Annotated in this window: 25 protein-coding genes; 17 read left to right on the top strand and 8 right to left on the bottom strand. The window is 70.9% G+C overall.

Annotated elements, in window-relative coordinates:
- A partial coding sequence (locus G3I71_RS51110) for a hypothetical protein (protein ID WP_343242966.1) occupies window positions 1–1,497 on the top strand: 1,497 nt, incomplete at its 5' end.
- Window positions 1,494–2,708 (top strand): type VII secretion-associated serine protease mycosin, encoded by a 1,215-nt coding sequence (gene mycP / locus G3I71_RS15955; protein WP_164315229.1) that lies wholly within the window; start codon window positions 1,494–1,496, stop codon window positions 2,706–2,708. The genes G3I71_RS51110 and mycP, both read left to right, overlap by 4 nt.
- 40 nt (window positions 2,709–2,748) lie before the next feature.
- Here mycP and G3I71_RS15950 read toward each other — a convergent pair whose 3' ends face one another.
- Window positions 2,749–3,765, bottom strand: a complete 1,017-nt coding sequence (locus G3I71_RS15950) for a serine hydrolase (protein ID WP_164315227.1) — start codon at window positions 3,763–3,765, stop codon at window positions 2,749–2,751.
- 149 nt (window positions 3,766–3,914) lie between these two features.
- Here G3I71_RS15950 and G3I71_RS15945 point away from each other — a divergent pair, with 149 nt between their 5' ends.
- Window positions 3,915–4,646 carry an SseB family protein gene (locus G3I71_RS15945; RefSeq protein ID WP_164315225.1) on the top strand — a complete coding sequence of 244 codons (732 nt, stop codon included), beginning with the start codon at window positions 3,915–3,917 and terminating at the stop codon, window positions 4,644–4,646.
- An 8-nt stretch (window positions 4,647–4,654) separates the two neighbouring features.
- Here G3I71_RS15945 and G3I71_RS15940 read toward each other — a convergent pair whose 3' ends face one another.
- Entirely contained in the window at window positions 4,655–5,023 is a 369-nt protein-coding gene (locus G3I71_RS15940) for a DUF1844 domain-containing protein (RefSeq protein WP_164315224.1), read from the bottom strand.
- Between the two features lie 381 nt (window positions 5,024–5,404).
- Here G3I71_RS15940 and infC point away from each other — a divergent pair, with 381 nt between their 5' ends.
- From infC to G3I71_RS15885, 10 genes are all read left to right on the top strand, one after another.
- Window positions 5,405–6,166: a translation initiation factor IF-3 gene (gene infC, locus G3I71_RS15930; protein WP_343242968.1), complete on the top strand. Its 762-nt coding sequence runs from the start codon at window positions 5,405–5,407 to the stop codon at window positions 6,164–6,166.
- A 106-nt stretch (window positions 6,167–6,272) separates the two neighbouring features.
- Complete coding sequence (rpmI, locus tag G3I71_RS15925) at window positions 6,273–6,467, top strand: 50S ribosomal protein L35 (protein WP_073499621.1); 195 nt, start codon at window positions 6,273–6,275, stop codon at window positions 6,465–6,467.
- A 100-nt stretch (window positions 6,468–6,567) separates the two neighbouring features.
- Window positions 6,568–6,951: a 50S ribosomal protein L20 gene (gene rplT / locus G3I71_RS15920; protein WP_164315220.1), complete on the top strand. Its 384-nt coding sequence runs from the start codon at window positions 6,568–6,570 to the stop codon at window positions 6,949–6,951.
- Between the two features lie 264 nt (window positions 6,952–7,215).
- Window positions 7,216–8,061, top strand: coding sequence for an RNA methyltransferase (locus tag G3I71_RS15915; RefSeq protein ID WP_164315218.1), 846 nt, complete (start codon window positions 7,216–7,218; stop codon window positions 8,059–8,061).
- A 54-nt stretch (window positions 8,062–8,115) separates the two neighbouring features.
- Window positions 8,116–9,297 (top strand): ATP-binding protein, encoded by a 1,182-nt coding sequence (locus G3I71_RS15910; protein WP_164315216.1) that lies wholly within the window; start codon window positions 8,116–8,118, stop codon window positions 9,295–9,297.
- A 146-nt stretch (window positions 9,298–9,443) separates the two neighbouring features.
- Window positions 9,444–10,571 (top strand): phenylalanine--tRNA ligase subunit alpha, encoded by a 1,128-nt coding sequence (gene pheS / locus G3I71_RS15905; RefSeq protein ID WP_164315214.1) that lies wholly within the window; start codon window positions 9,444–9,446, stop codon window positions 10,569–10,571.
- Window positions 10,571–13,075, top strand: a complete 2,505-nt coding sequence (gene pheT, locus G3I71_RS15900; protein WP_164315212.1) for a phenylalanine--tRNA ligase subunit beta — start codon at window positions 10,571–10,573, stop codon at window positions 13,073–13,075. Before pheS ends, pheT begins: the two co-directional genes overlap by 1 nt.
- A gap of 162 nt (window positions 13,076–13,237) precedes the next feature.
- Window positions 13,238–14,443, top strand: a complete 1,206-nt coding sequence (locus G3I71_RS15895; protein ID WP_203730385.1) for a PP2C family protein-serine/threonine phosphatase — start codon at window positions 13,238–13,240, stop codon at window positions 14,441–14,443.
- 325 nt (window positions 14,444–14,768) lie between these two features.
- A complete protein-coding gene (locus G3I71_RS15890; protein ID WP_164315210.1) occupies window positions 14,769–16,118 on the top strand; it encodes a transcriptional regulator in 1,350 nt (449 codons plus the stop codon).
- Between the two features lie 130 nt (window positions 16,119–16,248).
- On the top strand, window positions 16,249–16,788 hold the full coding sequence (locus tag G3I71_RS15885) for an NUDIX hydrolase (protein ID WP_164315208.1): 540 nt from the start codon (window positions 16,249–16,251) through the stop codon (window positions 16,786–16,788).
- An 8-nt stretch (window positions 16,789–16,796) separates the two neighbouring features.
- Here G3I71_RS15885 and G3I71_RS15880 read toward each other — a convergent pair whose 3' ends face one another.
- Together G3I71_RS15880 and G3I71_RS15875 are read right to left on the bottom strand one after the other, a co-directional pair.
- The gene (locus tag G3I71_RS15880; RefSeq protein WP_164315206.1) at window positions 16,797–17,054 is read right to left on the bottom strand and encodes a hypothetical protein; all 258 of its coding nucleotides are present in this window, start codon (window positions 17,052–17,054) and stop codon (window positions 16,797–16,799) included.
- A 191-nt stretch (window positions 17,055–17,245) separates the two neighbouring features.
- Window positions 17,246–18,121 carry a 3-hydroxybutyryl-CoA dehydrogenase gene (locus G3I71_RS15875; protein ID WP_164315267.1) on the bottom strand — a complete coding sequence of 292 codons (876 nt, stop codon included), beginning with the start codon at window positions 18,119–18,121 and terminating at the stop codon, window positions 17,246–17,248.
- A 214-nt stretch (window positions 18,122–18,335) separates the two neighbouring features.
- Here G3I71_RS15875 and G3I71_RS15870 point away from each other — a divergent pair, with 214 nt between their 5' ends.
- On the top strand, window positions 18,336–19,622 hold the full coding sequence (locus G3I71_RS15870; protein ID WP_239149161.1) for a glycoside hydrolase family 10 protein: 1,287 nt from the start codon (window positions 18,336–18,338) through the stop codon (window positions 19,620–19,622).
- Between the two features lie 88 nt (window positions 19,623–19,710).
- Here the strand turns inward: G3I71_RS15870 and G3I71_RS15865 are convergent, their stop codons facing one another.
- Together G3I71_RS15865 and G3I71_RS15860 are read right to left on the bottom strand one after the other, a co-directional pair.
- A complete protein-coding gene (locus G3I71_RS15865) occupies window positions 19,711–19,905 on the bottom strand; it encodes a DUF1918 domain-containing protein (RefSeq protein ID WP_164315204.1) in 195 nt (64 codons plus the stop codon).
- Window positions 19,906–19,926: 21 nt separating this feature from the next.
- The gene (locus tag G3I71_RS15860) at window positions 19,927–20,895 is read right to left on the bottom strand and encodes a DMT family transporter (RefSeq protein ID WP_164315202.1); all 969 of its coding nucleotides are present in this window, start codon (window positions 20,893–20,895) and stop codon (window positions 19,927–19,929) included.
- Here G3I71_RS15860 and G3I71_RS15855 point away from each other — a divergent pair.
- A complete protein-coding gene (locus tag G3I71_RS15855; protein ID WP_164315200.1) occupies window positions 20,894–22,357 on the top strand; it encodes a PLP-dependent aminotransferase family protein in 1,464 nt (487 codons plus the stop codon). The genes G3I71_RS15860 and G3I71_RS15855 overlap by 2 nt on opposite strands.
- Here the strand turns inward: G3I71_RS15855 and G3I71_RS15850 are convergent.
- On the bottom strand, window positions 22,354–22,962 hold the full coding sequence (locus G3I71_RS15850) for a DUF6461 domain-containing protein (protein WP_164315198.1): 609 nt from the start codon (window positions 22,960–22,962) through the stop codon (window positions 22,354–22,356). The two genes, G3I71_RS15855 and G3I71_RS15850, sit on opposite strands and share 4 nt — an antisense overlap.
- Window positions 22,963–23,054: 92 nt before the next feature.
- Between G3I71_RS15850 and G3I71_RS15845 the strand changes: the two genes are divergently transcribed.
- Both G3I71_RS15845 and G3I71_RS15840 read left to right on the top strand, forming a co-directional pair.
- Window positions 23,055–23,495, top strand: coding sequence for a GNAT family N-acetyltransferase (locus G3I71_RS15845; RefSeq protein ID WP_164315196.1), 441 nt, complete (start codon window positions 23,055–23,057; stop codon window positions 23,493–23,495).
- Between the two features lie 129 nt (window positions 23,496–23,624).
- Window positions 23,625–24,218 carry a histidine phosphatase family protein gene (locus tag G3I71_RS15840; protein WP_164315193.1) on the top strand — a complete coding sequence of 198 codons (594 nt, stop codon included), beginning with the start codon at window positions 23,625–23,627 and terminating at the stop codon, window positions 24,216–24,218.
- Here G3I71_RS15840 and G3I71_RS15835 read toward each other — a convergent pair.
- Window positions 24,200–24,676, bottom strand: a complete 477-nt coding sequence (locus G3I71_RS15835; protein WP_164315191.1) for a DUF6314 family protein — start codon at window positions 24,674–24,676, stop codon at window positions 24,200–24,202. The genes G3I71_RS15840 and G3I71_RS15835 overlap by 19 nt on opposite strands.
- Between the last annotated feature and the right edge of the window lie 133 nt (window positions 24,677–24,809).

Genomic DNA, 24,809 nt, shown 5'->3' with positions numbered 1-24,809 from the left:
ACCGGACCGCCCACCCCGGACCAGCCCCTGGCCCCCATCGGCCGCCCGTACCGCCTGGGCTCGTCCCAGCCGCCGAACGGCCGCCCGGGCACCGCCGAGACACCGCTGGCGCCCGCGGGCCCTTCGCGTCCCGCGAACGCGCCCTCCGGCCGCCCCTATCTCCCGAACCCGCCGGTGACCGACTCGCCCCAGCCGCCGAACGGCCGCCCGGGCACCGCCGAGACACCGTCGGCGCCCGCCGACCCTCCGCGTCCCGCGAACAACCCGTCCGGCCGCCCGTACCTGTCGAACACGTCGGCGGGCCCCCCGCCCAAGGTGCCGGGCAGCCGTCCGGGCACCGCCGAGACGCCGCCGGCACCCGCCGAACGGCCGCGTCCGGCGAACGCTCCCTCCGCTCCCGTCGGCCGCCCGTATCTCCCGGACGCGACTCCGGCACCGAACGGCCGCCCGGGCACCACCGAGACGCCCCCGGCACCCGTCGGTCCCTCGCGTCCGGCGAGCACTCCGTCCGGTCGCCCGAACCCGCCGCTGGCCGATTCGCCCAAGGTGCCGGGTGCCGCCGGTATGCCTGCGGCGCCCGTCGACCCTCCCCGAACCGCGAGCGGGCCCCCCGCCCCCGGCATGCCCGACCCCGCCCTCTCCTGGAGCGCCTCCTACGGCGACACCGGGCCCGTCGGTTCCGGGCGGCCGGTCGTCTCGCTCGGGCAACCCGATGTCTACGTCGGTGGGACGAGAGCCCGCTCCTTCAGTGGTCGGGCGCTGCTGGCCGTCGCCTGTGCCGTGCTCGGGCTCGGGCTCATCGGCGGTGCACTGACCGGGAGTTGGCTGACCGGCGACGAAACGGGGGACGCCGGTGCGAGCACCGCGTTCACCGCGGCCGGGACGCTCTGGCACAGCGTCCCCGTGGACCAGCTCTTCCCGCCCACCATCGAGGGCGACGGAGCCGGCCCCGGCGGCGCCGACCGGACCTGGACCCGGATCGCCGTCGCCCCGGACACCGGCTGCGCCGACGCCTTCGACCCGCTGCTGCGCAAAGCCCTCGCGCCGGTCGGCTGCCAGCGTCTCCTGCGCGCCACCTACACCGACGAGACGCAGAGCTACGTCACCACCGTCGGCCTCCTCTTCACCAAGGCCGACGCCACCACGATGCGCGCCCTGCGCACCCGCTTCAACAACGAGAACCTCGACCGCCGCACCGACCTGATGCCCCGCCCCTACGCCGCGAAGAACACCGTCGCCGACGACTTCACGGACGCCCAGCGCGCCTCCTGGACCATCTCCGTCCTCACCGACGCTCCCGTCGTCGCCTACGCCGTCTCCGGCTGGGCCGACGGCCGCACCGTCGACGCCCCGCAGCCCGCCGAGGAGGCCATGACGTCCGGCGCCACCACGGCCCTCGCCCAGGCGGGCCTCGGCCACGAGGCGCAGGGCCTGGCCGACCGCGTCGAACGGGCCCTGCGGAAGACCGTCGGCTCGGCCGCGAAGCTGCCGTCATGACCCGCACCCGCACAGCCCGAAGCGGGCTCCTCGTCCTCCTCCTCGCCGGTTCCCTCACCCTTCTGCCCGCCACCAGCGCGTACGCCGACAGCATCCGGGCCCAGCAGTGGGCGCTGGACGCCATGCACACGCAGGAGGCCTGGCGGACGACCAAGGGCAAGGGCATCACGGTCGCCGTGCTCGACACCGGCGTCGAGGCCGACCACCCCGACCTCGTCGGCAACGTCCTCGAAGGCAAGGACATGGTCGGCTTCGGGGCGAGCCAGGGCGACGCGTCCTGGGCCAAGCACGGCACCGCCATGGCCGGCATCATCGCCGGTCACGGCCACGGCTACGAAAACGAGGACGGCGTCCTGGGCATCGCTCCCCAGGCCAGGATCCTGCCCATCCGCGTGATCCTCGAAGACGCCGACTCGGCCCGCGCCAAGGCCCGCAACACCCGCGGCAACGCCCTCGCCGAAGGCATCCGCTGGGCCGCCGACCAGGGCGCCGACGTCATCAACCTCTCCCTCGGCGACGACTCCAAGTCCGCGCATCCCGAGCCCGCCGAGGACGAGGCCGTCCAGTACGCCCTGGAGAAGGGCGTCGTCGTCGTCGCCTCGGCCGGCAACGGCGGCGAGAAGGGCGACCACATCTCCTACCCGGCCGCCTACCCGGGCGTCATCGCCGCGACCGCCGTCGACAAGTACGGCACCCGCGCCTCCTTCTCCACCCGCCGCTGGTACGCCACGGTCAGCGCCCCCGGCGTCAACGTCGTCATCGCGGCCCCCGACCACCGCTACTACGAGGGCTGGGGCACGAGCGCCGCCGCCGCGTTCGTCTCCGGCGCGGTCGCCCTCATCAAGGCCGCCCATCCCGGACTCACCCCGGCCCAGATCAAGAAGCTCCTGGAGGACACGGCCCGCAACGCCCCGAACGGCGGCCGGGACGACTCCCGCGGCTTCGGCTTCATCGACCCCGCGGCGGCCATCAAGGCGGCGGCCAAGCTCAAGCCGGAAGGGCTGAGGTCGACCGCGTACGGCAAGGAGTACTTCGGTGCGGGCCCGGACCCGGTTCCCGAGGAGGACGACAGCTTCAACTGGGCCGGACCCGTCGCCGGCGGCCTCGGTGTCGTGCTCCTGGTCGCGGCGGTGCCGCTGTGGCGCGGTCGCCGCAGGACGGCCGACCACTCCACCCACGATGCGTACGACTCGTACGGCGACAGCTTCTGAGTGTTTTCCCGGGCGTGACCTGACCCGACCTGACCGCCCGTCAGGACTCGTCAGCGGTACCGGACTTCACGGCGAACGTCGAAACCGCCGCCCGCGCCGCCGACTCCACCAGCGAAATCCCCTTCGCCTTGGTCGTGTTGCCGTTCGACACCACCGCGACCAGGAACTCCCGCCCGTCCGCCGTCGTCACCCGCCCGATGCTGTTGATGTCCCACAGCCCGGTCGCGGTACGCGGCAACCACCCGTTCTTCAGGGCGAACTGACGATCGGTGGTACTCGTGGCACCCGCGGCCGACACTCCCCAGTCCTGGTCCTCGGCTATGGAGCCCATCAGTCCCTGGAGATACGTCCGGGACGCCGCGCTGAGCTCCGACGCCTCCCCGCTGTCTCCATTGTTCCCGTTCTTCGCGAACACCTGCTGGAGCAGGGTGAGTTGATCGGCCGCCGTGGTCTGGGTCAGGCCCCACAGCATGCCGGCGCCGCCCGCGGTGTCCGTCAGCCCGAAGCGCTTGTTCGCGGCGGCGAGACCCTTGGCCTTGCCGATCGCCGTCCACAGTGCCGACGCCGAGGCGTTGTCGCTGACCTCGATCATCGAGGTGGCGTACAGCTTCTCCTGCGCGGTGAGGCTCCGGTCCTCGTCCTGCGCCTGGAGCAGCAGCGTCGCCAGGATGTCCACCTTGACGATGCTCGCCGTGTCGAACGTCCCGTCCCCGTACGTGGCGCTGTCGCCCGACTCGACGTCGAGCACGGCCACGGACACCTCGGCCCCGTCCTCGGCCGCCGCGGTCACCGGCTTCATCGCCGCGGACAGCAGAGTGTCCGGTTCCACTGTGGGAGTCGCTTCCACCGTGGGCTCCGCGACCGGTTCCACCGACGCCTCCTCGCTCGCTTCGGCCCGGACGGGCGCCGCTGCCGCCGCCGACGTTACGCGGTCCACGTCCGTGTGAGCGTGTGCCTTCACATACGCGGTGCCCACGCCCGTACCGCCCATGACGATCGCGGAGGCGAGGACGGTGTAGACGAGCGACCGACGGCGGGGAGCTCTCTCAGAGGCCATGTCGTGATGCTGGCGGCCCTGACTGTGCGGTTGATTAGGCGAATGTTAGATGTGTGTCAGCGCTGACTGAGAATCCCGTGAATCCGGTGAACGGCGGGTTTCCGGGGTGGCGAAAGTCCAGGAGCGATCCCCCGATAGGGTCGGTCACCGTGGCGAACAAGAACATTCCCGACTCCGGCTTCCCCGACGACGACGGCAGCGCCGACCCCCGGCTGAGCGCCGCACTGGCGGCCTGGGCCGAGGACCGCACCGCGGTGCGACCGGTCCTGGAGGCCCTGAAGGGCGCCCGGCTGCTCGTCCCCGTCGTCGCCGTACTCGGGGAGGTGGAAGAGGACGAGAACGGGCTCCGCCACGAGAAGACCAGCGACATGGCGGTACCGACCCTCAAGGCCGGCGGCCGGACCGCCCTGCCGGCCTTCACGTCCACCGACTCGCTCGCCCGCTGGGACCCGGCCGCACGCCCCATCGCCGTACCCCTGCACCAGGCCATCCGAGCCGCCGCGCACGAGAAGGCGGACACGATCGTCCTCGACCTGGCCGGACCCGTGTCCTACGAGCTGACCGGTTCCGCGCTGCTCGCGCTCGCCGAGGGGCGTACGACGGCGGACCCGCTCGCCGATCCCGCGGTGGTCGACGCCGTACGGGCCGCCGTGGCCGCCGAGCCCGCCGTGGCCCGCGCCCACCTGGGCCCGGGGCAGGCCGACGGCACCCTCGCGCTCGTACTGGACCCGGGAGCGGCCCCGGCCGAGGCCGCCCGGGCTGTCGCCGGTCGCCTCGCCGCCGACGAAACGCTCAGGGCCCGTCTGGTGCGCGGCCTCGACCTGGCGCTCCTGCCGGCCGGAGCGACGCCACCCGGCGAGCCCCTCTACGTGCGTTCCTGACCGGCTCCCTAGCCGTAGATCGGGCCCGTGTACTTCTCGCCGGGGCCCTGGCCCGGGTCGTCCGGCACGAGGGACGCCTCGCGGAAGGCGAGCTGGAGCGACTTCAGGCCGTCGCGCAGCGGGGCCGCGTGGAAGGAGCTGATCTCCGTCGTGCTCGCGTCGAGCAGACCGGCGAGGGCGTGCACCAGCTTGCGGGCCTCGTCCAGGTCCTTGTACTTGTCGCCCTCGTCGGTCAGACCGAGCTTCACGGCGGCGGCGCTCATCAGGTTCACGGCGACCGTCACGATCACCTCGACCGCCGGGACCTCGGCGATGTCGCGGGTCATGGCGTCGAAGTCGGCGGTCCGGGAAGCACTCTGGGGAGGGGTCTCACTCATGACCCACACGATAGGCCCCGGGGTTCCGGCCCCTTTGCGCGGGCGGTCGCGCGGGAGCCCGTCTGCCCGACGGTTAGCACCACCTCCTACTTGGTGCTAACCTTTTGTAACGACCGGCTGGGCACTTGCGTGCCCGGCCCACAAGTGGAGGCTCCGATCTCCCACCCGACCGTCCTCACGGATGGCGGGTCACCCGGTCAGGCGGCCACCATCGTTCCGTACGGACGATGGAGTCGCCCGATGTGCGCCCCGCGGTTGACCGCGGCGGTGCTCCGGTATGCCTTTGGAGCCCCGCCTGTGTCCCGTCGGGGCATTTTTCATGTGCCCCGGTAGTTGGTCCCAATGTCATCAGAGACATACACGGCTGTCCGCCAGACCGCCGTGTGGTGCTACCGAGGAGGATCCATCAGCACTGAACCCCGTATCAACGACCGGATTCGCGTTCCCGAAGTGCGACTTGTCGGTCCCAGCGGCGAGCAGGTCGGGATTGTTCCGCTTGCCAAAGCCCTGGAGCTTGCGCAGGAGTACGACCTCGACCTGGTCGAGGTGGCGGCGAGTGCGCGCCCGCCGGTCTGCAAGCTCATGGACTACGGGAAGTTCAAGTACGAGTCGGCCATGAAGGCCCGTGAGGCGCGCAAGAACCAGGCGCACACGGTCATCAAGGAAATGAAGCTCCGGCCGAAGATCGACCCGCACGACTACGACACCAAAAAGGGTCACGTCGTCCGGTTCCTCAAGCAGGGCGACAAGGTCAAGATCACGATCATGTTCCGTGGTCGCGAGCAGTCCCGGCCCGAGCTGGGCTACCGACTGCTGCAGCGGCTCGCCTCGGACGTCGAGGACCTCGGGTTCATCGAGTCGAACCCGAAGCAGGACGGCCGAAACATGATCATGGTTCTCGGTCCGCACAAGAAGAAGACCGAAGCGATGGCCGAGGCCCGTGAGGCCCAGGCGGTCCGCAAGGCGGAAGCGAAGGCCAACCCGGGCAAGTCGCAGAACGCCGCGGAGAGCGACGGAGTCGACGGAATCGACGAGGACCTCGCTGTCGACGAGGACCTCGCCGACGACGTGGACACCGACGACGACGTGGACATCGCCGAGGAGACCGCCGAGGCCCCGGCCCCGGCATCCGCCGAGGTGTGATCCCGGGGCTCACGCCCGGGGATGCCAACCCATACATATGACGTTCCACCGTGCCCGGTTTCACGACCGGGCACCGGAACGCCACTGACGAGGAGAGAACGGCGCTATGCCGAAGAACAAGTCGCACAGCGGTGCCAGCAAGCGCTTCAAGATCACCGGCTCCGGCAAGGTGCTCCGCGAGCGTGCCGGCAAGCGCCACCTGCTCGAGCACAAGTCGTCCCGCGTGACGCGCCGCCTCACCGGCACCGCCGAGATGGCCCCGGGCGACGCCAAGAAGATCAAGAAGCTTCTCGGCAAGTGACGTACCGGCGTCTGTGCGCCGTAAGTACGTCTGAAGACCGGGACCCCATCGAAATCGGGCCGTGTGACGACACCCACGGCCCCGCTGCAAGGAGTTAAAAGTGGCACGCGTCAAGCGGGCAGTAAACGCCCACAAGAAGCGCCGGGCGATCCTCGAGGCCGCCAAGGGTTACCGCGGTCAGCGCTCGCGCCTGTACCGCAAGGCCAAGGAGCAGGTCACCCACTCCCTGGTCTACAACTACAACGACCGCAAGAAGCGCAAGGGCGACTTCCGTCGGCTGTGGATCCAGCGCATCAACGCCGCTGCCCGCCAGAACGGCATGACGTACAACCGCCTCATCCAGGGTCTGAACGCCGCCAACATCGAGGTGGACCGTAAGATCCTCGCGGAGCTCGCCGTCAACGACGCCCCCGCGTTCGCCGCGCTCGTCGAGGTCGCGCAGAAGGCCCTGCCGTCGGACGTCAACGCGCCCAAGGCTGCGTGACGCTCGCGCTGGCCTGAGCCGCGTGTGATGTGATCCGGACCCGCAGGTGCTTGGCGCCTGCGGGTCCGGGCGTTTTTTGGGTGCGTTGTCGGGTGCGGGTAGGTGGGGGCTGGTCGCGCAGTTCCCCGCGCCCCTAAAAGACACGGCCCCTGCGGGCCGAAAGGCATGGGGCGCAGCCCCTGCTTTTCAGGGCGCGGGGAACTGCGCGACCAGCCCCCACCCACCCGCACCCGACAGCGAACCAAACCCTCGAAAAGGTGCCCCATGCCCGCGGTCCCCGAGTTGATCTCCCCGCGCTCGCCCCGCGTCTCCGCCGCGCGGCGCCTCGCCAGGCGGAACTTCCGTAGCAAGGACCGGCTGTTCCTCGCGGAGGGGCCGCAGGCTGTGCGGGAGGCGGCCGGGCACGCGGACACCCTGGTCGAGCTGTTCGCGACGGTCGACGCCGCGGAGCGGTACGCCGACATCATCGGGGAGGCCCGCGCCGCCGGAGCCCGGGTGCACCTCGCCGACGAGGACGTCATCGCCGACATCTCCACCACCGTCACCCCGCAGGGACTCGTCGGGATCTGCCGGTTCCTCGACACCCCCTTCGAGGACATCCTCAAGGCGCGGCCCCGGCTCGTCGCCGTCCTCGCGAACGTGCGCGACCCCGGCAACGCCGGAACCGTACTGCGGTGCGCGGACGCCGCCGGCGCCGAGGCGGTCGTCCTCACCGACGCCTCCGTGGATCTGTACAACCCGAAGGCCGTACGCGCCTCCGTGGGCTCCCTGTTCCATCTGCCGGTGGCGGTCGGGGTGCCCGTCGAGGAGGCCGTGGCCGGGCTCAAGGTGGCCGGCGTACGGATTCTGGCCGCCGACGGCGCGGGCCCCGACGACCTCGACGACGAGCTGGACAAGGGGACCATGGGCGGGCCCACCGCCTGGGTGTTCGGGAACGAGGCCTGGGGGCTCCCGGAGGAGACGCGCGCGCTGACCGACGCCGTCGTGCGCGTTCCGATCCACGGAAAGGCGGAAAGCCTGAACCTGGCGACCGCCGCCGCCGTATGTCTCTACGCGTCCGCCCGTGCACAGCGCGCCTCCGGAGGGTGCCGCTCCGTCACCGAGAGCTAGTAGGGTGACGGGCTCGGGGGCCCACTGCGCCAGTCCGAGAGGTGGGGTTCGGGGATGACTGTCGGCACGAGCGGAACACTGGGGGCATGGGAATTGCGGAGCGAACCCGCCTCCCCGCACGGTGATCCCGCCGGGCCCGGAGACGGACTCGGCGCCGGACTTGGAGCCGAGCTGGGCATCGACCCCGACGACCTGCCCGACGGACTCGTCGTCGCCGACGAGCACGGCCGGGTGATCTGCTTCAACGCGGCCGCCCAGCGCATCACCGCCGTCACCGCCGCCGACGCCCTCGGCCTGCGGCTCGAACGCGCCCTTCCGTTAGAAGACCTGGAAGGGCGCCGCTGGTGGCAGCTCACCGACCCGTACGGCGGGCTCGCGATCAGGAACGGCCAGCCCGAGCGGAACCTGCTGCTGCCCGGCGGACGCGAAGTACTCGTCTCGGCGCGTTACCTCCGTACACATCCCACCGGACCCGTCCGCCGGGTCGTCGTCTCCCTGCGTGACACCGAGGCCCGCCGCCGCACCGAGCGCAACCACGCCGAACTGATCGCCATCGTCGCCCACGAACTGCGCTCGCCGCTGACTTCCGTCAAGGGCTTCACCGCGACCCTGCTCGCGAAGTGGGAACGGTTCACCGACGACCAGAAGAAACTGATGCTGGAGACGGTCGACGCCGACGCCAACCGCGTCACCCGGCTCATCGCCGAGCTGCTCGACATCTCGCGCATCGACTCCGGACGGCTCGAACTGCGCCGCCAGCCCGTCGACATGGGCGCTGCCGTCGGACGGCACATCCAGGCGTACGTGGCCGCGGGCCAGCCCGCCGACCGGTTCCTGCTCCGGATAGAGCATCCGCTGCCGGCACTGTGGGCGGATCCCGACAAGGTCGACCAGGTGCTCAGCAACCTGCTGGAAAACGCGGTGCGCCACGGCGAGGGAACCGTCACCATAGAGGTCACGGCCGCGCTGTCCCCGCGTGAAGAGGACGCCGACCAGAACACGGCCACGTCGGTCACGGTGAGCGACGAGGGGCCCGGCATCCCGGAGGAGTCCATGAACCGCGTCTTCACCCGCTTCTGGCGGGGCAGCAAGCGCGGCGGCACGGGCCTCGGGCTGTACATCGTCAAGGGCATCGTCGAGGCCCACGGCGGCTCCATCACGGTCGGCCGCGCCCCCGGCGGCGGCGCCGAGTTCCGATTTATGCTGCCCGTGAGCACCCCGGCGTACCTGCAGTAACGCCGACGAGGCCCCACGGGCGCGTTCCCCCACCTCACCCCCGTTAGACTCGGCCTTTGGCACCTTTGCGTCCCTCTCTGTGGACCATTCGTCTCCGAGCCGTAGTACGGGGACCATCCGCCAGCCAACCGGAAGCACGGGAAGAGATGTCGGCACCGAACAAGTCGTACGACCCTGTAGAGGTCGAGGCCCTGAAACCGGAAGCGATCGAGCGCACGCGGGACGAGGCGCTCGCTGCCTTCGCCGCCGCGGACTCCCTCGACGCCCTCCAGGAGGCCAAGGTCGCCCACACCGGCGGGACCTCGCCGCTGGCCCTCGCCAACCGCGAGATCGGCGCGCTGCCCCCGCAGGCCAAGGCCGCCGCCGGCAAGCTCGTCGGCCAGGCCAGGGGCACCGTCAGCAAGGCGCTCGCCGCCCGCCAGACCGAGCTGGAGGCCGAGCGGGACACCCGCGTGCTGGTCGAGGAGGCGGTGGACGTCACACTGCCGTACGACCGCGCGCAGGCCGGCGCCCGTCACCCGCTGACCACATTCATGGAGCGCGTCGCGGACGTCTTCGTCTCCATGGGGTACGAGGTCGCCGAGGGCCCCGAGGTCGAGGCGGAGTGGTTCAACTTCGACGCCCTGAACTTCACCCCGGACCACCCGGCCCGGCAGATGCAGGACACCTTCTTCGTCGAGGGCCCGAAGGGGACAGAGGGCGACGAGTCCGGTGTCGTGCTGCGGACGCACACCTCGCCCGTGCAGGCCCGCTCGATGCTCGACCGCGAGCCGCCGGTCTACATCGTGTGCCCCGGCCGCGTGTACCGCACGGACGAACTGGACGCCACGCACACCCCCGTCTTCCACCAGATCGAGCTCCTCGCCATCGACGAGGGCCTGACCATGGCCGACCTCAAGGGCACCATGGACCACATGGTCCAGTCCCTCTTCGGCTCGGACATGAAGACGCGGCTGCGGCCCAACTACTTCCCCTTCACCGAGCCGTCCGCCGAGATGGACATGCTCTGCTACGTCTGCAAGGGCGCGTCCGTCGGCAACCCCGACCGGCCCTGCCGGACCTGCTCCAGCGAGGGCTGGATCGAGCTGGGCGGCTGCGGCATGGTCAACCCGCGCGTGCTCGTCGCGTGCGGTGTCGACCCCGAGAAGTACAGCGGATTCGCCTTCGGGTTCGGCATCGAGCGGATGCTGATGTTCCGCCACAACGTCGAGGACATGCGAGACATGGTCGAGGGCGACGTCCGGTTCACCCGGCCGTTCGGGATGGAGATCTGATGCGGGTCCCGCTTTCTTGGCTGCGGGAGTACGTCGACCTGCCGGCGACTCAGACCGGCCGGGACGTCCAGGAGAAGCTCATCACGGTCGGGCTGGAGGTCGAGTCCGTCGAGCAGGTCGGCGCAGGCCTCAAGGGCCCCCTGGTCGTCGGCCAGGTGCTGACCATCGAGGAGCTGGAGGGCTTCAAGAAGCCGATCCGCTTCTGCACGGTCAATGTCGGCACCGCCAACGGCACCGGTGAGCCCCAGGAGATCGTCTGCGGCGCCCGCAACTTCGCCGTCGGCGACAAGGTCGTCGTGGTCCTCCCGGGCGCCGTCCTGCCCGGCGACTTCGCGATCGCCGCGCGCAAGACGTACGGCCACACCTCGCACGGCATGATCTGCTCCGGCGACGAGCTGGGCATGGGCGACGACGGCACCGGCGGCATCATCGTCCTGTCGCCCGAGCACGAGGTCGGCACCGACGCCATCGAGCTGCTCCAGCTCGTCGACGAGGTCCTCGACATCGCCGTGACCCCCGACCGCGGGTACGCCTTGTCCCTGCGCGGCATCGCCCGCGAGACCGCCATCGCCTACGGCCTGCCGCTGCGCGACCCGGCCCTGCTCGACGTACCCGCCCCGAACGCCTACGGCTACCCGGTCGAGGTCGCCGACCCGTTCGCCTGCGACCGCTTCACCGCCCGTACGGTGACCGGGATCGACCCCGACGCGCAGTCCCCGATCTGGCTCAGGCGCCGCCTCCAGAAGGCGGGCATGCGCCCGATCTCGCTCGCCGTCGACATCACCAACTACGTGATGCTGGAGCTGGGCCAGCCCCTGCACGCGTACGACCGTTCCCGCGTCCAGGGCGCGATCGGCGTGCGCCGGGCCGAGCCGGGCGAGAAGCTCACCACCCTCGACGGCGTCACGCGCAAGCTGGACGCCGAGGACCTGCTCATCGTCGACGACCGGGGTGCCATCGGCCTCGCGGGCGTCATGGGCGGCGCCAACACCGAGATCGACGACACCGAGGGCACCACCACCGAGGTCGTCATCGAGGCCGCCCACTTCGACCCGATCACCATCGCGCGCACGGCCCGCCGCCACAAGCTGGCCTCCGAGGCGTCCAAGCGCTTCGAGCGCGGTGTCGACCCGCAGGCTGCCTCCGCCGCCGCCCAGCGCACGGTCGACCTCCTGGTCCTCCTCGCCGGCGGCACCGCCGACGCGGGCGTCACCGAGGTCATCTCACCGTCCGCGCCGCGCACGATCTCCATCCCGGCGAACCACCCCGACCGGGTCGCGGGCGTCGAGTACGGCCGCGAGACCGTCGTACGCCGCCTCCAGGAGGTCGGCTGCGACGTGTACGGGCAGGACGAGCTGATCGTCACCGTCCCGTCATGGCGCCCCGACCTGACGGACCCGAACGACCTCGCCGAAGAGGTCATCCGCCTGGAGGGCTACGAGAACCTGCCCTCCACCCTGCCCAAGCCCCCGGCGGGCCGCGGCCTGACCGACCGGCAGCGCCTGCACCGCCGCGTCGGCCGCGCACTGGCCGGGGCGGGCTACGTCGAGGCGCTGAACTACCCGTTCATCGGCGAGCACGCCTTCGACCAGCTCGGCCTGGCCGCCGACGACCCGAACCGCAAGGTCGTCAAGCTGGCCAACCCGCTCTCCGACGAGGAGCCGGCGCTCCGTACGACGCTGCTGCCGGGCCTGCTCCAGGCGCTGCGCCGCAACGACGGGCGGGGCAGCCACGACCTGGCCCTGTTCGAGACGGGCCTCGTCTTCCATCCGCAGGACGAGCTGCTGATCGCCGGGCGTCTTCCGGTCGACCGGCGTCCCACGGACGAGGAGATCGCGTCGATCACGGCCGCGCTCCCCGTCCAGCCCCGGCACGCCGCCGTCGTCCTCGCGGGCGCCCGCGAGCAGGCCGGCTGGTGGGGCAAGGGCCGCCCGGCCGACTGGGCCGACGCGATCGAGGCGGCACGGAGCCTGGCCCACGAGGCGGGTACCGAACTCCTCGTCCGCGCGGGCCGGTACGGCCCGTGGCACCCCGGCCGCTGCGCCGAACTGGCGGTCGTGGTCGACGGCACCGAGCAGGTCATCGGGTACGCCGGTGAGCTGCACCCGCGCGTCCTGAAGGCCCTGCATCTGCCCGCGCGCACCTGTGCGATGGAGCTCAACCTGGACACGCTGGAGGCGGCGAGTTCGGGTGTGCCCAAGGGCCCGAAGATCTCGACGTTCCCGGTCGCCACGCAGGATGTCGCCCTGGTCGTCGCGCGCGAGGTGCCGCACGCGGACGTCGAGGCGGCGCTGAGGGAAGGTGCGGGGGCGCTGCTTGAGTCCCTTCGGCTCTTCGATGTGTACGAGAGCGGCGAGCAGTTGGGGGAGGGGCGGAAGTCTCTTGCCTATGCGTTGAGGTTCCGGGCCGCTGATCGGACGCTGACCGTTGATGAGGCTTCCGCCGCTCGGGACGCGGCTGTCGCTCTCGCGGGTGAGCGAACGGGAGCGGTGTTGCGGAGCTAGCGCCGCCCCGCGCCCCTCACACCCCCCATCGGTCACTTCACTCCTTTGGGTGACAAGTTGGGGTGATCTGGTCCCTTCGGGGCATGTGGTCGACAGAATCGGACCGGTCTTTCGGGGCCGGTCCGATTTGTGTTGTCAGGGCCTGACTGGGGGGCCATCGGCATGATCCGTATCAAGGCTGGGGTTTCCTGCGGGGCTCGGCTCCGGACGGGGCGACTGCGGGCCGCGTTCGTGGGGCGGGGGTGCAGGTTCCGGATCGGGGGAGCGGGGTCGCGGTGCCGGCGGCGGCGTCGGCCGCCCGAACGGCAGGCGGCCCGCCGTATCGAGCGGCAGCCCCTGCGGCGGGTGTTCTCGATCGCGCTGCCCACGGTGTGGGGTGCCACGGCGATCACGTACAAACTGGCCTGTCCGGTCGCCCAGCAGAACGGGCTGGGCGCGCGGATCGTCACCAGCGCCGTCTTCTTCGCTGTCGGGACCGGGCTCGTACTCCACGTCCGCCGGGCGCTCCTGCGCGAGTTGAGGCTGGCCCGGCAGGTCGCCGGGGCGGCGCAGAGTGTGCTGTTGCGTCCGCTGCCGCAGCGCATCGACGGTCTGCGGGTCGCCGCCGCCCAACTGTCCGCGGACCGGGGTGCCTTGATCGGCGGGGACCTGTACGAGGTCATCGCCACCGAGTACGGCGTACGGGTCGTGATGGGCGATGTGCGCGGACACGGCATCGGCGCCATCGGGACCGTCGCCGCCGTTCTCGGCAGTTTCCGCGAGGCCGTGCACGACGAGGCCGAACTCGGCAGCGTACTGCGGCGGTTGGAGCGGGCGCTGGCCCGGCATCTGGGCGAGCGGTCACGTGCCGAACACCCCTCGGCGGGGCCCTCGGCCGCGTTGGACCCCGACAGTCCGGTCGCCGAGGAGTTCGTCACCGTGCTGCTCCTGGAGATCCGCGGGGACGGGGAGGTGCGTGCCCTCAACTGCGGCCATCCGTCGCCGTATCTGCTCAGCGGTGGCCGTGCCGACGTACTCACGGTCGGTGAACCGCTGCCCCCGCTGGGTCCGTTCCCCCTGCCGGTCGAACTCTCGGCCGAACACTGCGGCCAGCTCCTGCCCGGCGAAGCCCTGTTGCTCCACACGGACGGCGTCGAGGACGCCCGCGACGCTCGTGGCCGGTTCTTTCCCCTGCCCGCTGTCCTGGCGGAGGCGGTCCGCACCCAACCGGTTTCCCCGGAGACGGTGCTGGGGGCGGTCTTCTCCCGCCTGCTGCGCCACACCGGCGGTCCGCCGACGGACGACGTGGCCGTACTGGTACTGCGAAACGACCGCCCCCAAATCCCCAGGCAGCAACAGGAACCCCCGGTGGCCCATCAAGTCACGTGAGCTGCAGCCCCTTAGGGGCGCGGGGCTGTGTCGATTTGCGGCTCCGCCGCGTGGGCGCGACCAGCCACGAAGCACCTGCAGCCGACATTCGAGCCGCACCGATCCTGCTGAACCGGCGGAGCCAGGCCGCCGCACTGTACGAGGGGGAGCCGGCGGCCCGGCGGCCTCTTGCGAGGCATTTCAGTCAACCGGACGGACACTCTGCGCAACAGCGTGCACACGCTATGAGTTCGCGCACTTTGATCACACCCCGTGTGAACCCGGACACACTACGCTGACGGGCACGGTAGGTGCGCCGTCGGCACCGAGCCACCGGAGGGCCTCCATGCAGCCCAACACCCTGCTCGACGCGATCCTCGACGAGGCGGGCATCTCGCACGCGGGACTCGCCGCCCATGTGAATCAGGCGGGCCGGGCGCGGGGCCTGGCCCTGAGGTACGAACACACCGCTGTGGCGCGGTGGTTGAAGGGTCAGCGCCCGCGTGGCCAGGTGCCCGACCTGATCTGCGAGGTGCTCGCCACCCGGCTGCACCGCCCGGTCAGACTGGACGACATCGGCCTCGGGGTGCCGGGCGACACCGCCGGCCCGATCGGCTCGGCCGGTACCTCGCTGTCCGGGTTCGTCGAGCGGGCGACCGCGCTGTGGCGCTCCGACGAACAGCAGCGCCCGCACATCCTCGGCGCCCCCGCCGTCACCGGTACGCCCGCCGTGATGCCGGTGTGGGAGTGGGAGAACCCGCCCGAGGACGTCGACGTGTCGCGCGGCGGCAGGCACCGGGTCAGCATGGCCGACATCGAGATGCTCCGTTCGGCCCGCGCGCACTACGAGCAGATGTACCGCAAGGCGGGCGGCGTCGCGACCCGCACCCGGATCGTCGGCTTCCTGAACTCCGAGACCGCGCCCCTGCTGCGCGGCAGCTACACCGACGCCACCGGCCGCCAACTGCACCGGGCCACCGGAGGGCTGGTGGCGATCGCCGGCATCTGCGCGTACGACTCCGACGCCCATGGGCTCGCCCAGCGCTATTTTCACCAGGCGCTGCGGCTGGCGAAGGCCAGCGGGGACCAGGGACTCGGGGCGTACGTCATCGGGCTGCTGGTCAACCAGGCGCTGTTCATGCGGGAGTTCAGGCAGGCCGTCGCCTTCGCGGAGGCCGCGCTGCGCGCCGCGGGCAAGCACATCACGCCGGCGCTCGCCTCCGACCTCTACGCGATGCAGGCCAAGGCGTACGCGCACCTGGGCGACGGCAGCAGCGCACTGTCCTGCATCCGGCGGGCCGAGCAGGCCGCCGAACGCATCCGGCGCGGTTACGAGCCCGACGAAACCGGCTATGTCCAGCCGGGGTTGGTCAACGTCCAGGTGGCGGAGGCGTTGCTGAGCCTCGGTGATCTGGCGGCGGCGGGGGAGCACGCGACGGCCGCGGTGGACACTCCGGCGCACGACCGGGGCAGAGTGCACCGGCTCGCCATGCTCAGTCAGATCGAGCTGCGCCGGGGCAACGCCGACAAGGCCGTGGCCACCGCGGTGCAGATGGCCGAGCAGGCACGCGGAATGGAGTCCCAGCGGCTGCGTGACAGACTCCGGGAGGTACGCGAACACCTGGTGCGCAACGGCTGCGCGGGCACGGCCGAGGCGGCCGAACTGATCGACGGGGCCCTGCGCGTACCGCTCTAGACATCCTTCGGCAGGCACCTTTGGCGCGCGGATTCTCGGGTACCCGTGCGCCGAATCGCATTCTGTGCGCCTGCTGTCAGAACGTTCCTGCTGCCATATTGCCATCTACTCGGCGGAAGGTGGCAGAACCGTGCAGTGGACGAAACAGAACGAACAAACTGTGTATGAAAACCGCTGGTTCAGGGTCAATCTCGCAGATGTCGAGCTGCCCGACGGGCGGCATCTCGACCACTTCCTCATACGGCTGAGGCCCGTCGCCGTGGCCACGGTGGTGAACGAGGCCAACGAGGTGCTTCTGCTCTGGCGGCACCGGTTCATCACCGACAGCTGGGGGTGGGAACTCGCGGCCGGGGTCGTGGAGGACGGCGAGGACATCGCCTTCGCGGCCGCCAGGGAACTGGAGGAGGAGACGGGCTGGCGACCGGGACCGCTGCGGCATCTGATGAGCGTCGAGCCGTCCAACGGGCTCACCGACGCCCGGCACCACATCTACTGGGCCGAGGAGGGCGAGTACATCGGCCACCCCGTGGACGACTTCGAGTCGGACCGCCGGGAGTGGATCCCTCTCAAACTCGTCCCCGACATGGTCGCCCGCGGGGAGGTCCCGGCCGCCAACATGGCGGCCGCGCTACTGCTGTTGCACCATCTCAGGCTCGGTGAGGACGCCTAGGGCGCGTTCTAGCGTCCGAGGGCCTGCCAGACCGTCACGGCCAGTGCTCCGAGGGCAGTGAGGGCCGTGACGGCCGGCAGCGGCCATCGGGCGTGTTCGAGGTGGACGAGGCGTGTGCTCAGGTCGTCGACTTCCTTGTCCGTCTCCTTCGTGCGATGACTGAGCAGGGCCAGCCCTCCTTCGACGCGTGCGTACGCGACATCGAGGCGACGGCGTAACTCTGCGAGTTCTCCACGGGCCGTGGGATGTTCGGGATCGGCGGTCACTTGTCCGCTCCTTTCCGTAGTCGTCACATCCCTTGAATGTGCATGATGAGTCAACTCGCCTGGTGGGCGCGTGGGGAGAGTGTGCGAGCGGCATATGCGCGTCCGGCGCGCACACGGTGTGTGAATGCCGCGGGCCCGGCACTCCGAAGAGTGCCGGGCCCGCGCAGCCTCAGCGTGACGCTGGGTGATATTTATGCGTAGGTGTAGAAGCCCGAGCCCGACTTCCGGCCCAGTCGGCCGGCGTCGACCATGCGCTGGAGCAGCGGGGGAGCGGCGTACAGGGGCTCCTTGTACTCCTCGTACATGCTGAACGCGACCGAGGCGACCGTGTCCAGGCCGATCAGGTCGGAGAGCTTCAGGGGGCCCATCGGGTGGGCGCAGCCCATCTCCATACCGTTGTCGATGTCCTCACGGCTGGCCATGCCCGACTCGAACATCCGGATCGCGGAGAGCAGGTACGGGATCAGCAGGGCGTTCACCACGAAGCCCGAGCGGTCCTGGGCGCGGATCGCGTGCTTGCCGAGGGTCTTCTCGGCGAACAGCTGGGCGCGGGCGAGGGTGCCCTCGGAGGTGGTGAGCGCCGGGATCAGCTCGACGAGCTGCTGCACCGGGGCCGGGTTGAAGAAGTGGATGCCGACGACCTGGTCCGGCCGCGACGTGGCGACGGCCAGCTTCACCAGGGGGATCGAGGAGGTGTTGGAGGCGAGGATCGCGTCCGGGCGGGTGACCACCTGGTCGAGCACCTGGAAGATCTCGGTCTTCACCTGCTCGTTCTCGACGACGGCTTCGATCACCAGGTCGCGGTCGGCGAACTCGCCGAGGTCGGTGGTGAAACTGAGCCGCGCCAGCGTCTCGTCCCGCTCCGCCGCGCTGATCTTGCCGCGTTCGGCCGCCTTGGAAAGGGAGTTGAACAGCCGGGTGCGGCCGAACTCCAGGGCTTCGCCGGTGGTCTCGGCGACCTTCACGTCCAGCCCGGAGCGGGCGCACACCTCGGCGATGCCCGCTCCCATCTGGCCGCAGCCCACAACTCCGACGCGCGAGATCTCTCCCGCTGGGCTGTCCGTCACATCGTCCCTTTCACAGATCTTCGTCACCGGCCGTCCGGCCTTCGCGGGCCGGCCGTCGTCCGGGATCTTCCGTCCGTCCGGGGCCTGCGCCAAACCTGCACGTTACCTGCGGCGGCCATTGCCCAATTGTCCGGGCCTCACATGGGAGTGTGACCCGGGACGGGTCGGGACGGTCTGTGACTTGTCCGACACAGCGCATATCGGAGGTACGGGAATGAGCGGGAAGGCGCGGCACGCGCGCATGTCACGGCGGGCGTTCGCGGTGACCGCCCTGTCGACCCTCGTGGCGGGCGGGGCGGTTGCCGGAGCCGCCCTGGCCGGCGCGGAACCGAGCCGGCCGAACGGTGAGGGCAAGGGCGAGGGCAAGCGGGCGACCCGTGAACTGCGGGGCATGTGGCTGGCGACGGTCTCCAACCGGGACTGGCCGTCGAAGCAGGGGCTGAGCGCCACCCAGCAGCGCGCCGAGCTGATCACCCACCTCGACACGGCGGTGAGCCGCCGCCTGAACGCGGTGTTCCTCCAGGTCCGCCCGACCGCCGACGCCCTGTGGCTCTCGCCGTACGAGCCCTGGTCACAGGTCCTCACCGGCACCCAGGGCAAGGACCCCGGCTGGGACCCGCTGGGCACGGCGGTCCAGGAGGCGCACGCCCGCGGTCTCGAACTCCACGCCTGGTTCAACCCGTACCGCATCGCCAACCACACCGACCCCACCAAGCTCATCGCCTCCCACCCGGCGCGCAGGCATCCGGACTGGGTGGTGCCTTACGGCGGCAAGCTGTACTACAACCCCGGTCTGCCGGAGGTCCGCCGCTTCGTCCAGGACGCGATGCTCGACGCGGTGCGGAAGTACGACATCGACGGCGTCCACTGGGACGACTACTTCTACCCGTACCCGGTCGCAGGCCAGACCTTCGACGACGACGCCGAGTACGCGGAGTACGGCGGCGCCTTCCCCGACCGGGCCTCCTGGCGGCGCGACAACATCGACAGACTGGTCCAGGAGACAGCCGCCCGCATCAAGGCCGTACGCCCCGGCGCCGACTTCGGGATCAGCCCCTTCGGCGTCTGGCGCAACGCGGCGACCGACCCGCTCGGCTCGGACACCCGGGCGGGTGTGGAGACGTACGACGATCTGTACGCGGACACCAGGAAATGGGTGCGGCAGAACTGGATCGACTACATCTGCCCGCAGATCTACTGGAACATCGGGTTCGCCGCCGCCGACTACGCCAAGCTGCTGCCCTGGTGGGCGGGGGTCGCGAAGGGTACGGGGACGAAGCTGTACGTCGGTGAGGCGCTGTACAAGGCGGGCGACCCGGCGCAGCCGGCGGCCTGGCAGGACCCGGCGGAGCTGTCCCGGCATCTGACCCTCGCCCAGGGCTACCCCGAGGCGAAGGGGCACGTCTTCTTCTCCGCCAAGGAAGTGGGCGCCGACAGGATCGGGGCCATGGCGCGAGTGGTCGCCGACCACTATCAGCAGCCGGCGATGCCACCGCGCTGATGTTCAGCGGTTCCTGCGGTTCCTGCGGTTCCTGCGGTTCTCGAGCGGTTCTCGAGCGGTTCTCGAGCGGTTGTTGAACTGTTGTTCTCTAACGGTCCTCGCCCTTGTGGCGGACCTGGCAGTCGGGGCCGGGGGACATCACTGCCTCGTGCCCGTCCGGGAAGCGGACGCGGTACGGGGGAGTGCCCTCCTGGCCCATGACCTCGACGACTTCCGTGACCTGGTCGTGCTGGCCGACCACCCTGCCGTGCTGGACAAGCTGGTCGCCCACGGTTGCGCGCATCTGCGGGTCTCCTCTCGGCTTTCAGCCACGGGCCCGCTGGGTGACGGCGATACAGACGAGCACGGCCGCCGCCGTCAGCGGAGCGGCCGGCGTCAGCTGCTCGCCCAGCAGCAGGACCGACCACACCAGTGTGAGCAGGGGCTGCGCCAACTGCAACTGGCTGGCCTTCGGAATCCCGATCGCCGCCATGCCCCGGTACCAGACGACCAGGCCGAAGAACTGCGACCCCGCCGCCACCCACAGCAGCCCGAGCACGCTGTGGATGGTGAGGTGCACGGGCTCGTACGACAGCGCCAGTGCGGCGGCGGGCAAGGTGAGCGGCAGGCACAGGACCAGCGCCCAGCCGATGACCTGCCAGCCCGGCATGACCCGGGCCAGTCGGCCGCCCTCGGTGTAACCGGCCGCGCAGACCAGCAGGGCGCCGAAGAGGTAGGCGTCGGCGCTGGTCAGGGCGCCACCGCTCTGCTGGACGGTGAACGCGAGGACGGCAGCCGCGCCCGCCAGGGCCGCTGCCCAGAAGGTGCGCGAGGGGCGGGTGCCCATGCGCAGCGCCGAGCCGAGGGCTGTCGTCAGCGGCAGCAGCCCGACCACGACGGCGGCGTGCGCGGTGGTCGACGTCTGAAGGGCGAGCGTGGTGAGGAGCGGAAACCCGAGGACGACCCCGGCGGCGACGACCGCGAGCCCCGCCCAGTTGCGGCGGGCGGGCAGCGGCACGCGAAGCGCCAGCAGACAGCCACCCGCGATGACCGCGGCCAGGACGGACCGCACGGCCACCAGCGACCACGGGCCGAAGCCCTCCAGGCCCCAGGCGGTGGCCGGGAAGGTGAGCGAGAAGGCGGTGACACCGAGGGCGGCCTGCAGGGTCCCGGCGCGACGGGCCGAGGACTGCTCGGGCGGCGGACCGGTGTGGGTCCCTGGTGTTCCCGGAGTCTCCCTGCGCCTGTTGACCGCTATCCGAGTCGGTGCGGTAGCGCTATCGTGTGCTCTCATGCAAGAGCGTAGCAGTGTCGGTGAACTGGCGAATCGGCTGCGACAGGAGCTGAACCGCTACTCTCCAGGTGGAAAGCTGCCATCGAGTCGGGTGCTGGTGGAGCGCTTCCGGGTGAGCCCGGTGACCGTCTCCCGGGCGCTCGCGCAACTGGTCGCCGAGGGTCTGGTCGTGACCCGCCCGGGGGCCGGCGCGTACCGCGCGGAGGCCCGCCCCGCGTCCACCACCGCCGGGGACACCTCCTGGCAGGAGGTCGCCCTGAGCGCGAACGGCGCCGCCGACCTCGTACCGCGCACGGTGAACGCGGACGGTGTCGTCGTCTCGCTGGCCGCGCCGCCGCCCGGCGTGATCGAGTTCAACGGCGGCTATCTGCACCCTTCCCTCCAGCCCGAGGGCGCGATGGCGGCGGCCCTGTCGCGTGCCGGACGCCGTCCCGGCGCGTGGGGGCGGCCGCACCTGGACGGGCTGCCGGAGCTGCGTGAGTGGTTCGCGCGGGGCATCGGCGGCGCCGTCACGGCAGCCGAGGTGCTGATCACGGCAGGCGGCCAGGCGGCCCTGACGACAGCCCTGCGCGCCCTCGCCCCGCCCGGCGCCCCGGTACTGGTCGAGTCGCCCACCTACCCCGGCATGCTGGCGATCGCCCGCGCGGCCGGCCTGCGCCCGGTGCCGGTCCCGGTGGACGCGGACGGGGTCCGTACGCCGCTGCTGGCCGACGCGTTCCGGGCGACCGGCGCCCGGGTGTTCGTCTGCCAGCCCCTGTTCCAGAACCCGACCGGGGCCGTGCTCGCGCCCGGACGGCGCGCGGAGGTGCTGCGGATCGCGCGCGAGGCCGGTGCCTTCGTGGTCGAGGACGACTTCGTACGGCGGCTGGTGCACGAGGACGCGGCGCCGCTGCCTCGTCCGCTCGCGGCGGAGGACCCCGACGGTGTGGTCGTCCACGTCGGCTCGCTCACCAAGGCGACCTCGCCGAGCTTCCGGGTGAGCGCGCTCGCGGCCCGGGGCCCGGTACTGGAACGGCTGCGCGCCATCCAGATCGTCGACACCTTCTTCGTCCCGCGGCCGTTGCAGGAAGCGGCCCTGGAACTCGTCGGATCACCGGCCTGGCCCCGCCATCTCCGTGCCGTGTCGACGGAGTTGAGGATCCGGCGGGACGCCATGACGTCCGCGCTGCTGACCGCCCTCCCCCAACTGTCGCTGCCTCACATCCCCTCGGGCGGCTACCACCTCTGGCTCCGCCTTCCCGACGGCACTGGGGGCACCTCCCAGGCTTTCGGCTCTGGGGGAGACTCGGCCTTCGTCGCGGCGGCGCTGCGCGCGGGCGTTGCGATCACCCCCGGTCGCCCTTACTTCAGCGCCGAACCCCCGGCCGCCCACGTGCGGTTGAGCTTCGCGGCGGTGGCAGGGGTGGGGGAGATCGGGGAGGGGGTACGGAGGCTGCGTACGGCCCTTGACACGGTGGTCTAGGGCCGCGGTATCAGGCCGCAGGTGAATTCCAGGGACTCGAAGAGTTCTGGGGTCAGACGCACGCCGGTCAGGCGATGGGCGAGCGCGAAGGCGGCCTGGGTGTGGCCTTCATAGTCTCCGCCCTCGGTGAGGTCGAAGCCCGATTCCCGCATCTCGGTGAGGAGTTCGTCGGGGTGGCTGCCGTCCCGGGAGTCCGGGAACAACGGCTCGAAGTGCAGACGCAGGTCCCCGTCCTCGAACCAGCAGAAGTGGTCCACCGCGTTGACGTTGCGGAAGTGGGAGACCACTGTGCGCCCTCGGGAGACGGGGGCCATGGCCGCCTCCGTGACGCCCAGGTAGCCGTTGTACTCCACCATCAGCGACCAGTCGCCGACAGCGGCGGCACAGACGAACAGCCGGCCGCCCCCGTGCTCGTCCCACGCGTCGTACGACGGCTCGCACAGCTCTTCCACGCCGGTGACCCGCAGTACCGACTCGGTGCCCAGTTCCCGGAGCAGCCCGTCGGGAGCGACGCCCTTGACGAGCGTGACGCAGTACGCCTCCATCAGCCCCTCGTACCGCTCGTAGAGCCATGCGTAGTCGGCGGCAGCCGTCGTTCCAGTCATGTGCGCAGCATCGCAGCCACCACTGACAACGCCGTTGTCCGAAGGACGAAAACGGTTCGACAGGCCGCCGCCCGACCTGTGAACCTCCCGGCATGAGCGACGACGCACCCGCCCTCCCCGAGGGTTACGAGATCTCCGTCGACCCCGCCCGGGTCGACGTCGAGCGTGTTCACCGGTGGCTGTCGACCGACGCCTACTGGGCGCTGGACCGGCCCCGGGCCAAGGTCGAAGAGGTGATCCCGCACTCGCTGAACTTCGGGGTGTACGAAGCGGCTTCGGGGGAGCAGGTGGCCTACGCGCGCGTGGTGACCGACCACGGGCTGTTCGCATGGCTGTGCGATGTGTACGTGGACCCGTCGGTGCGGGGTACGGGCATCGGTACGGCGATGGTGCGTGCGGTGCGCGATCACCTCGGGGCGCTCGGGGTGCGCCGCATCCTGCTCGCCACGCACGACGCGCACGGCGTCTACGAGCGGATCGGTTTCCGGCCGCTCGACAAGCCCGATCGGTGGATGGCGCTCCACTTCGAGTGAAGCCCTCGTGGAGCAGGTGTAAAGCCTCTGTGATGATCGGGCAGTGGTCGGCGCGCACCCTCGATAACTCCTGAGTAACACCAAGTAACAGCCCTTGACCTGCGTTCTTTCCCGGCTGACGATCGCCGCATGCAACTTCGGGTCACGTTCGTCGCCGCCGCGCGCAGCTCCCCGTTGCTCGCCGAGCGCTTCGACGACGACCGGCCGCTCGACCAGGCCGGCTGGGAGGAGGTGCAGCACGCTGCGCACGATCTGGTGCCGCTGGCGGCGGCCGAGCTGCGCTACTGCTCGCCGACACCCCGCAGCCGGGCCACCGGGGATGCCCTCGGCTACGGGCCGCTCGTCCAGCTGGCCCTGCGCGACTGTGACATGGGCCGCTGGCGCGGACTCACCCTCGGCGAGGCGATGGCCCGGGAGCCCGAGTCCGTGGATGCCTGGCTCGCCGAACCGCGCGCGACGCCCCATGGTGGTGAGTCGCTGGCGGACTTCATCTCGCGCGTCGGCGGCTGGCTCGACACCCGGCCCGCCGACGACAACGGCCGGATCGTCGCCGTGGCCGAGCCGTCGGTCATCCGGGCCGCCCTCGTCTACGCCCTGAAGGCGCCGCCGTCGACCTACTGGAACCTCGACGTCCGCCCCTTGTCCACGACCGTCGTCACGGGCCGTACGGGCCGCTGGAACCTGCGCTTCGAGGGTGCGTTCCCTCAGACGGCGCGCGGCTGACCGCCCGGCTGGTCGCGGGTGCAGTCGGTGATGAGGACGAGGTCCTTGGCGGGGCCCGTCACCCGCCACACCGTCCGCCAGTGGTCCGCGTCGAGGACCGTGAACTCGCCGCGGTAGAGATCGGCCGCGCAGGGGTGGCCGGTGACCCATCGGCCCGAGGTCAGGTCCAGGTCGTGGAACGGGCGACCGTCCGCGAAACGTACGTCCACCGTGCCCGGCGCGGTGCCCGGGAGGAAGCGGAGCGTCCGCTCGGCGGGGCGGGCGACGCCCTGCCACACGAACGTGCCGGACTCGTGGTGCAGCAGACCGACTCGGCCCCCGCTCTGCAAGGAGCTGAACGTCGTGGTGCCGGTGAAGGTCCCCTCGTCCGTGCTCGCGAGATCCCGTACCGACCGTTCCAGCAGCCAGCTCCCCGCCAGATACAGCAAGGCATCAGGCACTGGCCGGAACTCGCCCACGCTGCCACCTTCTCCGAAACCCTCGAGTTGTCGCACGCCCCATTGACGCACTCCAGTCACATACCTATGTTGCCGTTCGAAGTGCTGATCGTTGTCCGATATACCGAACTGCATCGACAGAGCCGCGGAGTAT

The sequence above is a fragment of the Streptomyces sp. SID12501 genome (assembly GCF_010550245.1).
GTDB lineage: Bacteria > Actinomycetota > Actinomycetes > Streptomycetales > Streptomycetaceae > Streptomyces.
The sequence above is the reverse complement of the archived record's forward strand: the minus strand, read 5'-3'. Positions and strand labels throughout refer to the sequence as shown.

Coding starts and splice junctions, on each gene's coding strand:
- mycP (WP_164315229.1), top strand. CDS start 1,494: ATGACCCGCACCCGCACAGCCCGAAGCGGGCTCCTCGTCCTCCTCCTC.
- G3I71_RS15950 (WP_164315227.1), bottom strand. CDS start 3,765: ATGGCCTCTGAGAGAGCTCCCCGCCGTCGGTCGCTCGTCTACACCGTC.
- G3I71_RS15940 (WP_164315224.1), bottom strand. CDS start 5,023: ATGAGTGAGACCCCTCCCCAGAGTGCTTCCCGGACCGCCGACTTCGAC.
- rpmI (WP_073499621.1), top strand. CDS start 6,273: ATGCCGAAGAACAAGTCGCACAGCGGTGCCAGCAAGCGCTTCAAGATC.
- G3I71_RS15915 (WP_164315218.1), top strand. CDS start 7,216: ATGCCCGCGGTCCCCGAGTTGATCTCCCCGCGCTCGCCCCGCGTCTCC.
- G3I71_RS15910 (WP_164315216.1), top strand. CDS start 8,116: ATGACTGTCGGCACGAGCGGAACACTGGGGGCATGGGAATTGCGGAGC.
- pheS (WP_164315214.1), top strand. CDS start 9,444: ATGTCGGCACCGAACAAGTCGTACGACCCTGTAGAGGTCGAGGCCCTG.
- pheT (WP_164315212.1), top strand. CDS start 10,571: ATGCGGGTCCCGCTTTCTTGGCTGCGGGAGTACGTCGACCTGCCGGCG.
- G3I71_RS15895 (WP_203730385.1), top strand. CDS start 13,238: ATGATCCGTATCAAGGCTGGGGTTTCCTGCGGGGCTCGGCTCCGGACG.
- G3I71_RS15890 (WP_164315210.1), top strand. CDS start 14,769: ATGCAGCCCAACACCCTGCTCGACGCGATCCTCGACGAGGCGGGCATC.
- G3I71_RS15870 (WP_239149161.1), top strand. CDS start 18,336: ATGAGCGGGAAGGCGCGGCACGCGCGCATGTCACGGCGGGCGTTCGCG.
- G3I71_RS15865 (WP_164315204.1), bottom strand. CDS start 19,905: ATGCGCGCAACCGTGGGCGACCAGCTTGTCCAGCACGGCAGGGTGGTC.
- G3I71_RS15855 (WP_164315200.1), top strand. CDS start 20,894: ATGCAAGAGCGTAGCAGTGTCGGTGAACTGGCGAATCGGCTGCGACAG.
- G3I71_RS15860 (WP_164315202.1), bottom strand. CDS start 20,895: ATGAGAGCACACGATAGCGCTACCGCACCGACTCGGATAGCGGTCAAC.
- G3I71_RS15850 (WP_164315198.1), bottom strand. CDS start 22,962: ATGACTGGAACGACGGCTGCCGCCGACTACGCATGGCTCTACGAGCGG.
- G3I71_RS15845 (WP_164315196.1), top strand. CDS start 23,055: ATGAGCGACGACGCACCCGCCCTCCCCGAGGGTTACGAGATCTCCGTC.
- G3I71_RS15840 (WP_164315193.1), top strand. CDS start 23,625: ATGCAACTTCGGGTCACGTTCGTCGCCGCCGCGCGCAGCTCCCCGTTG.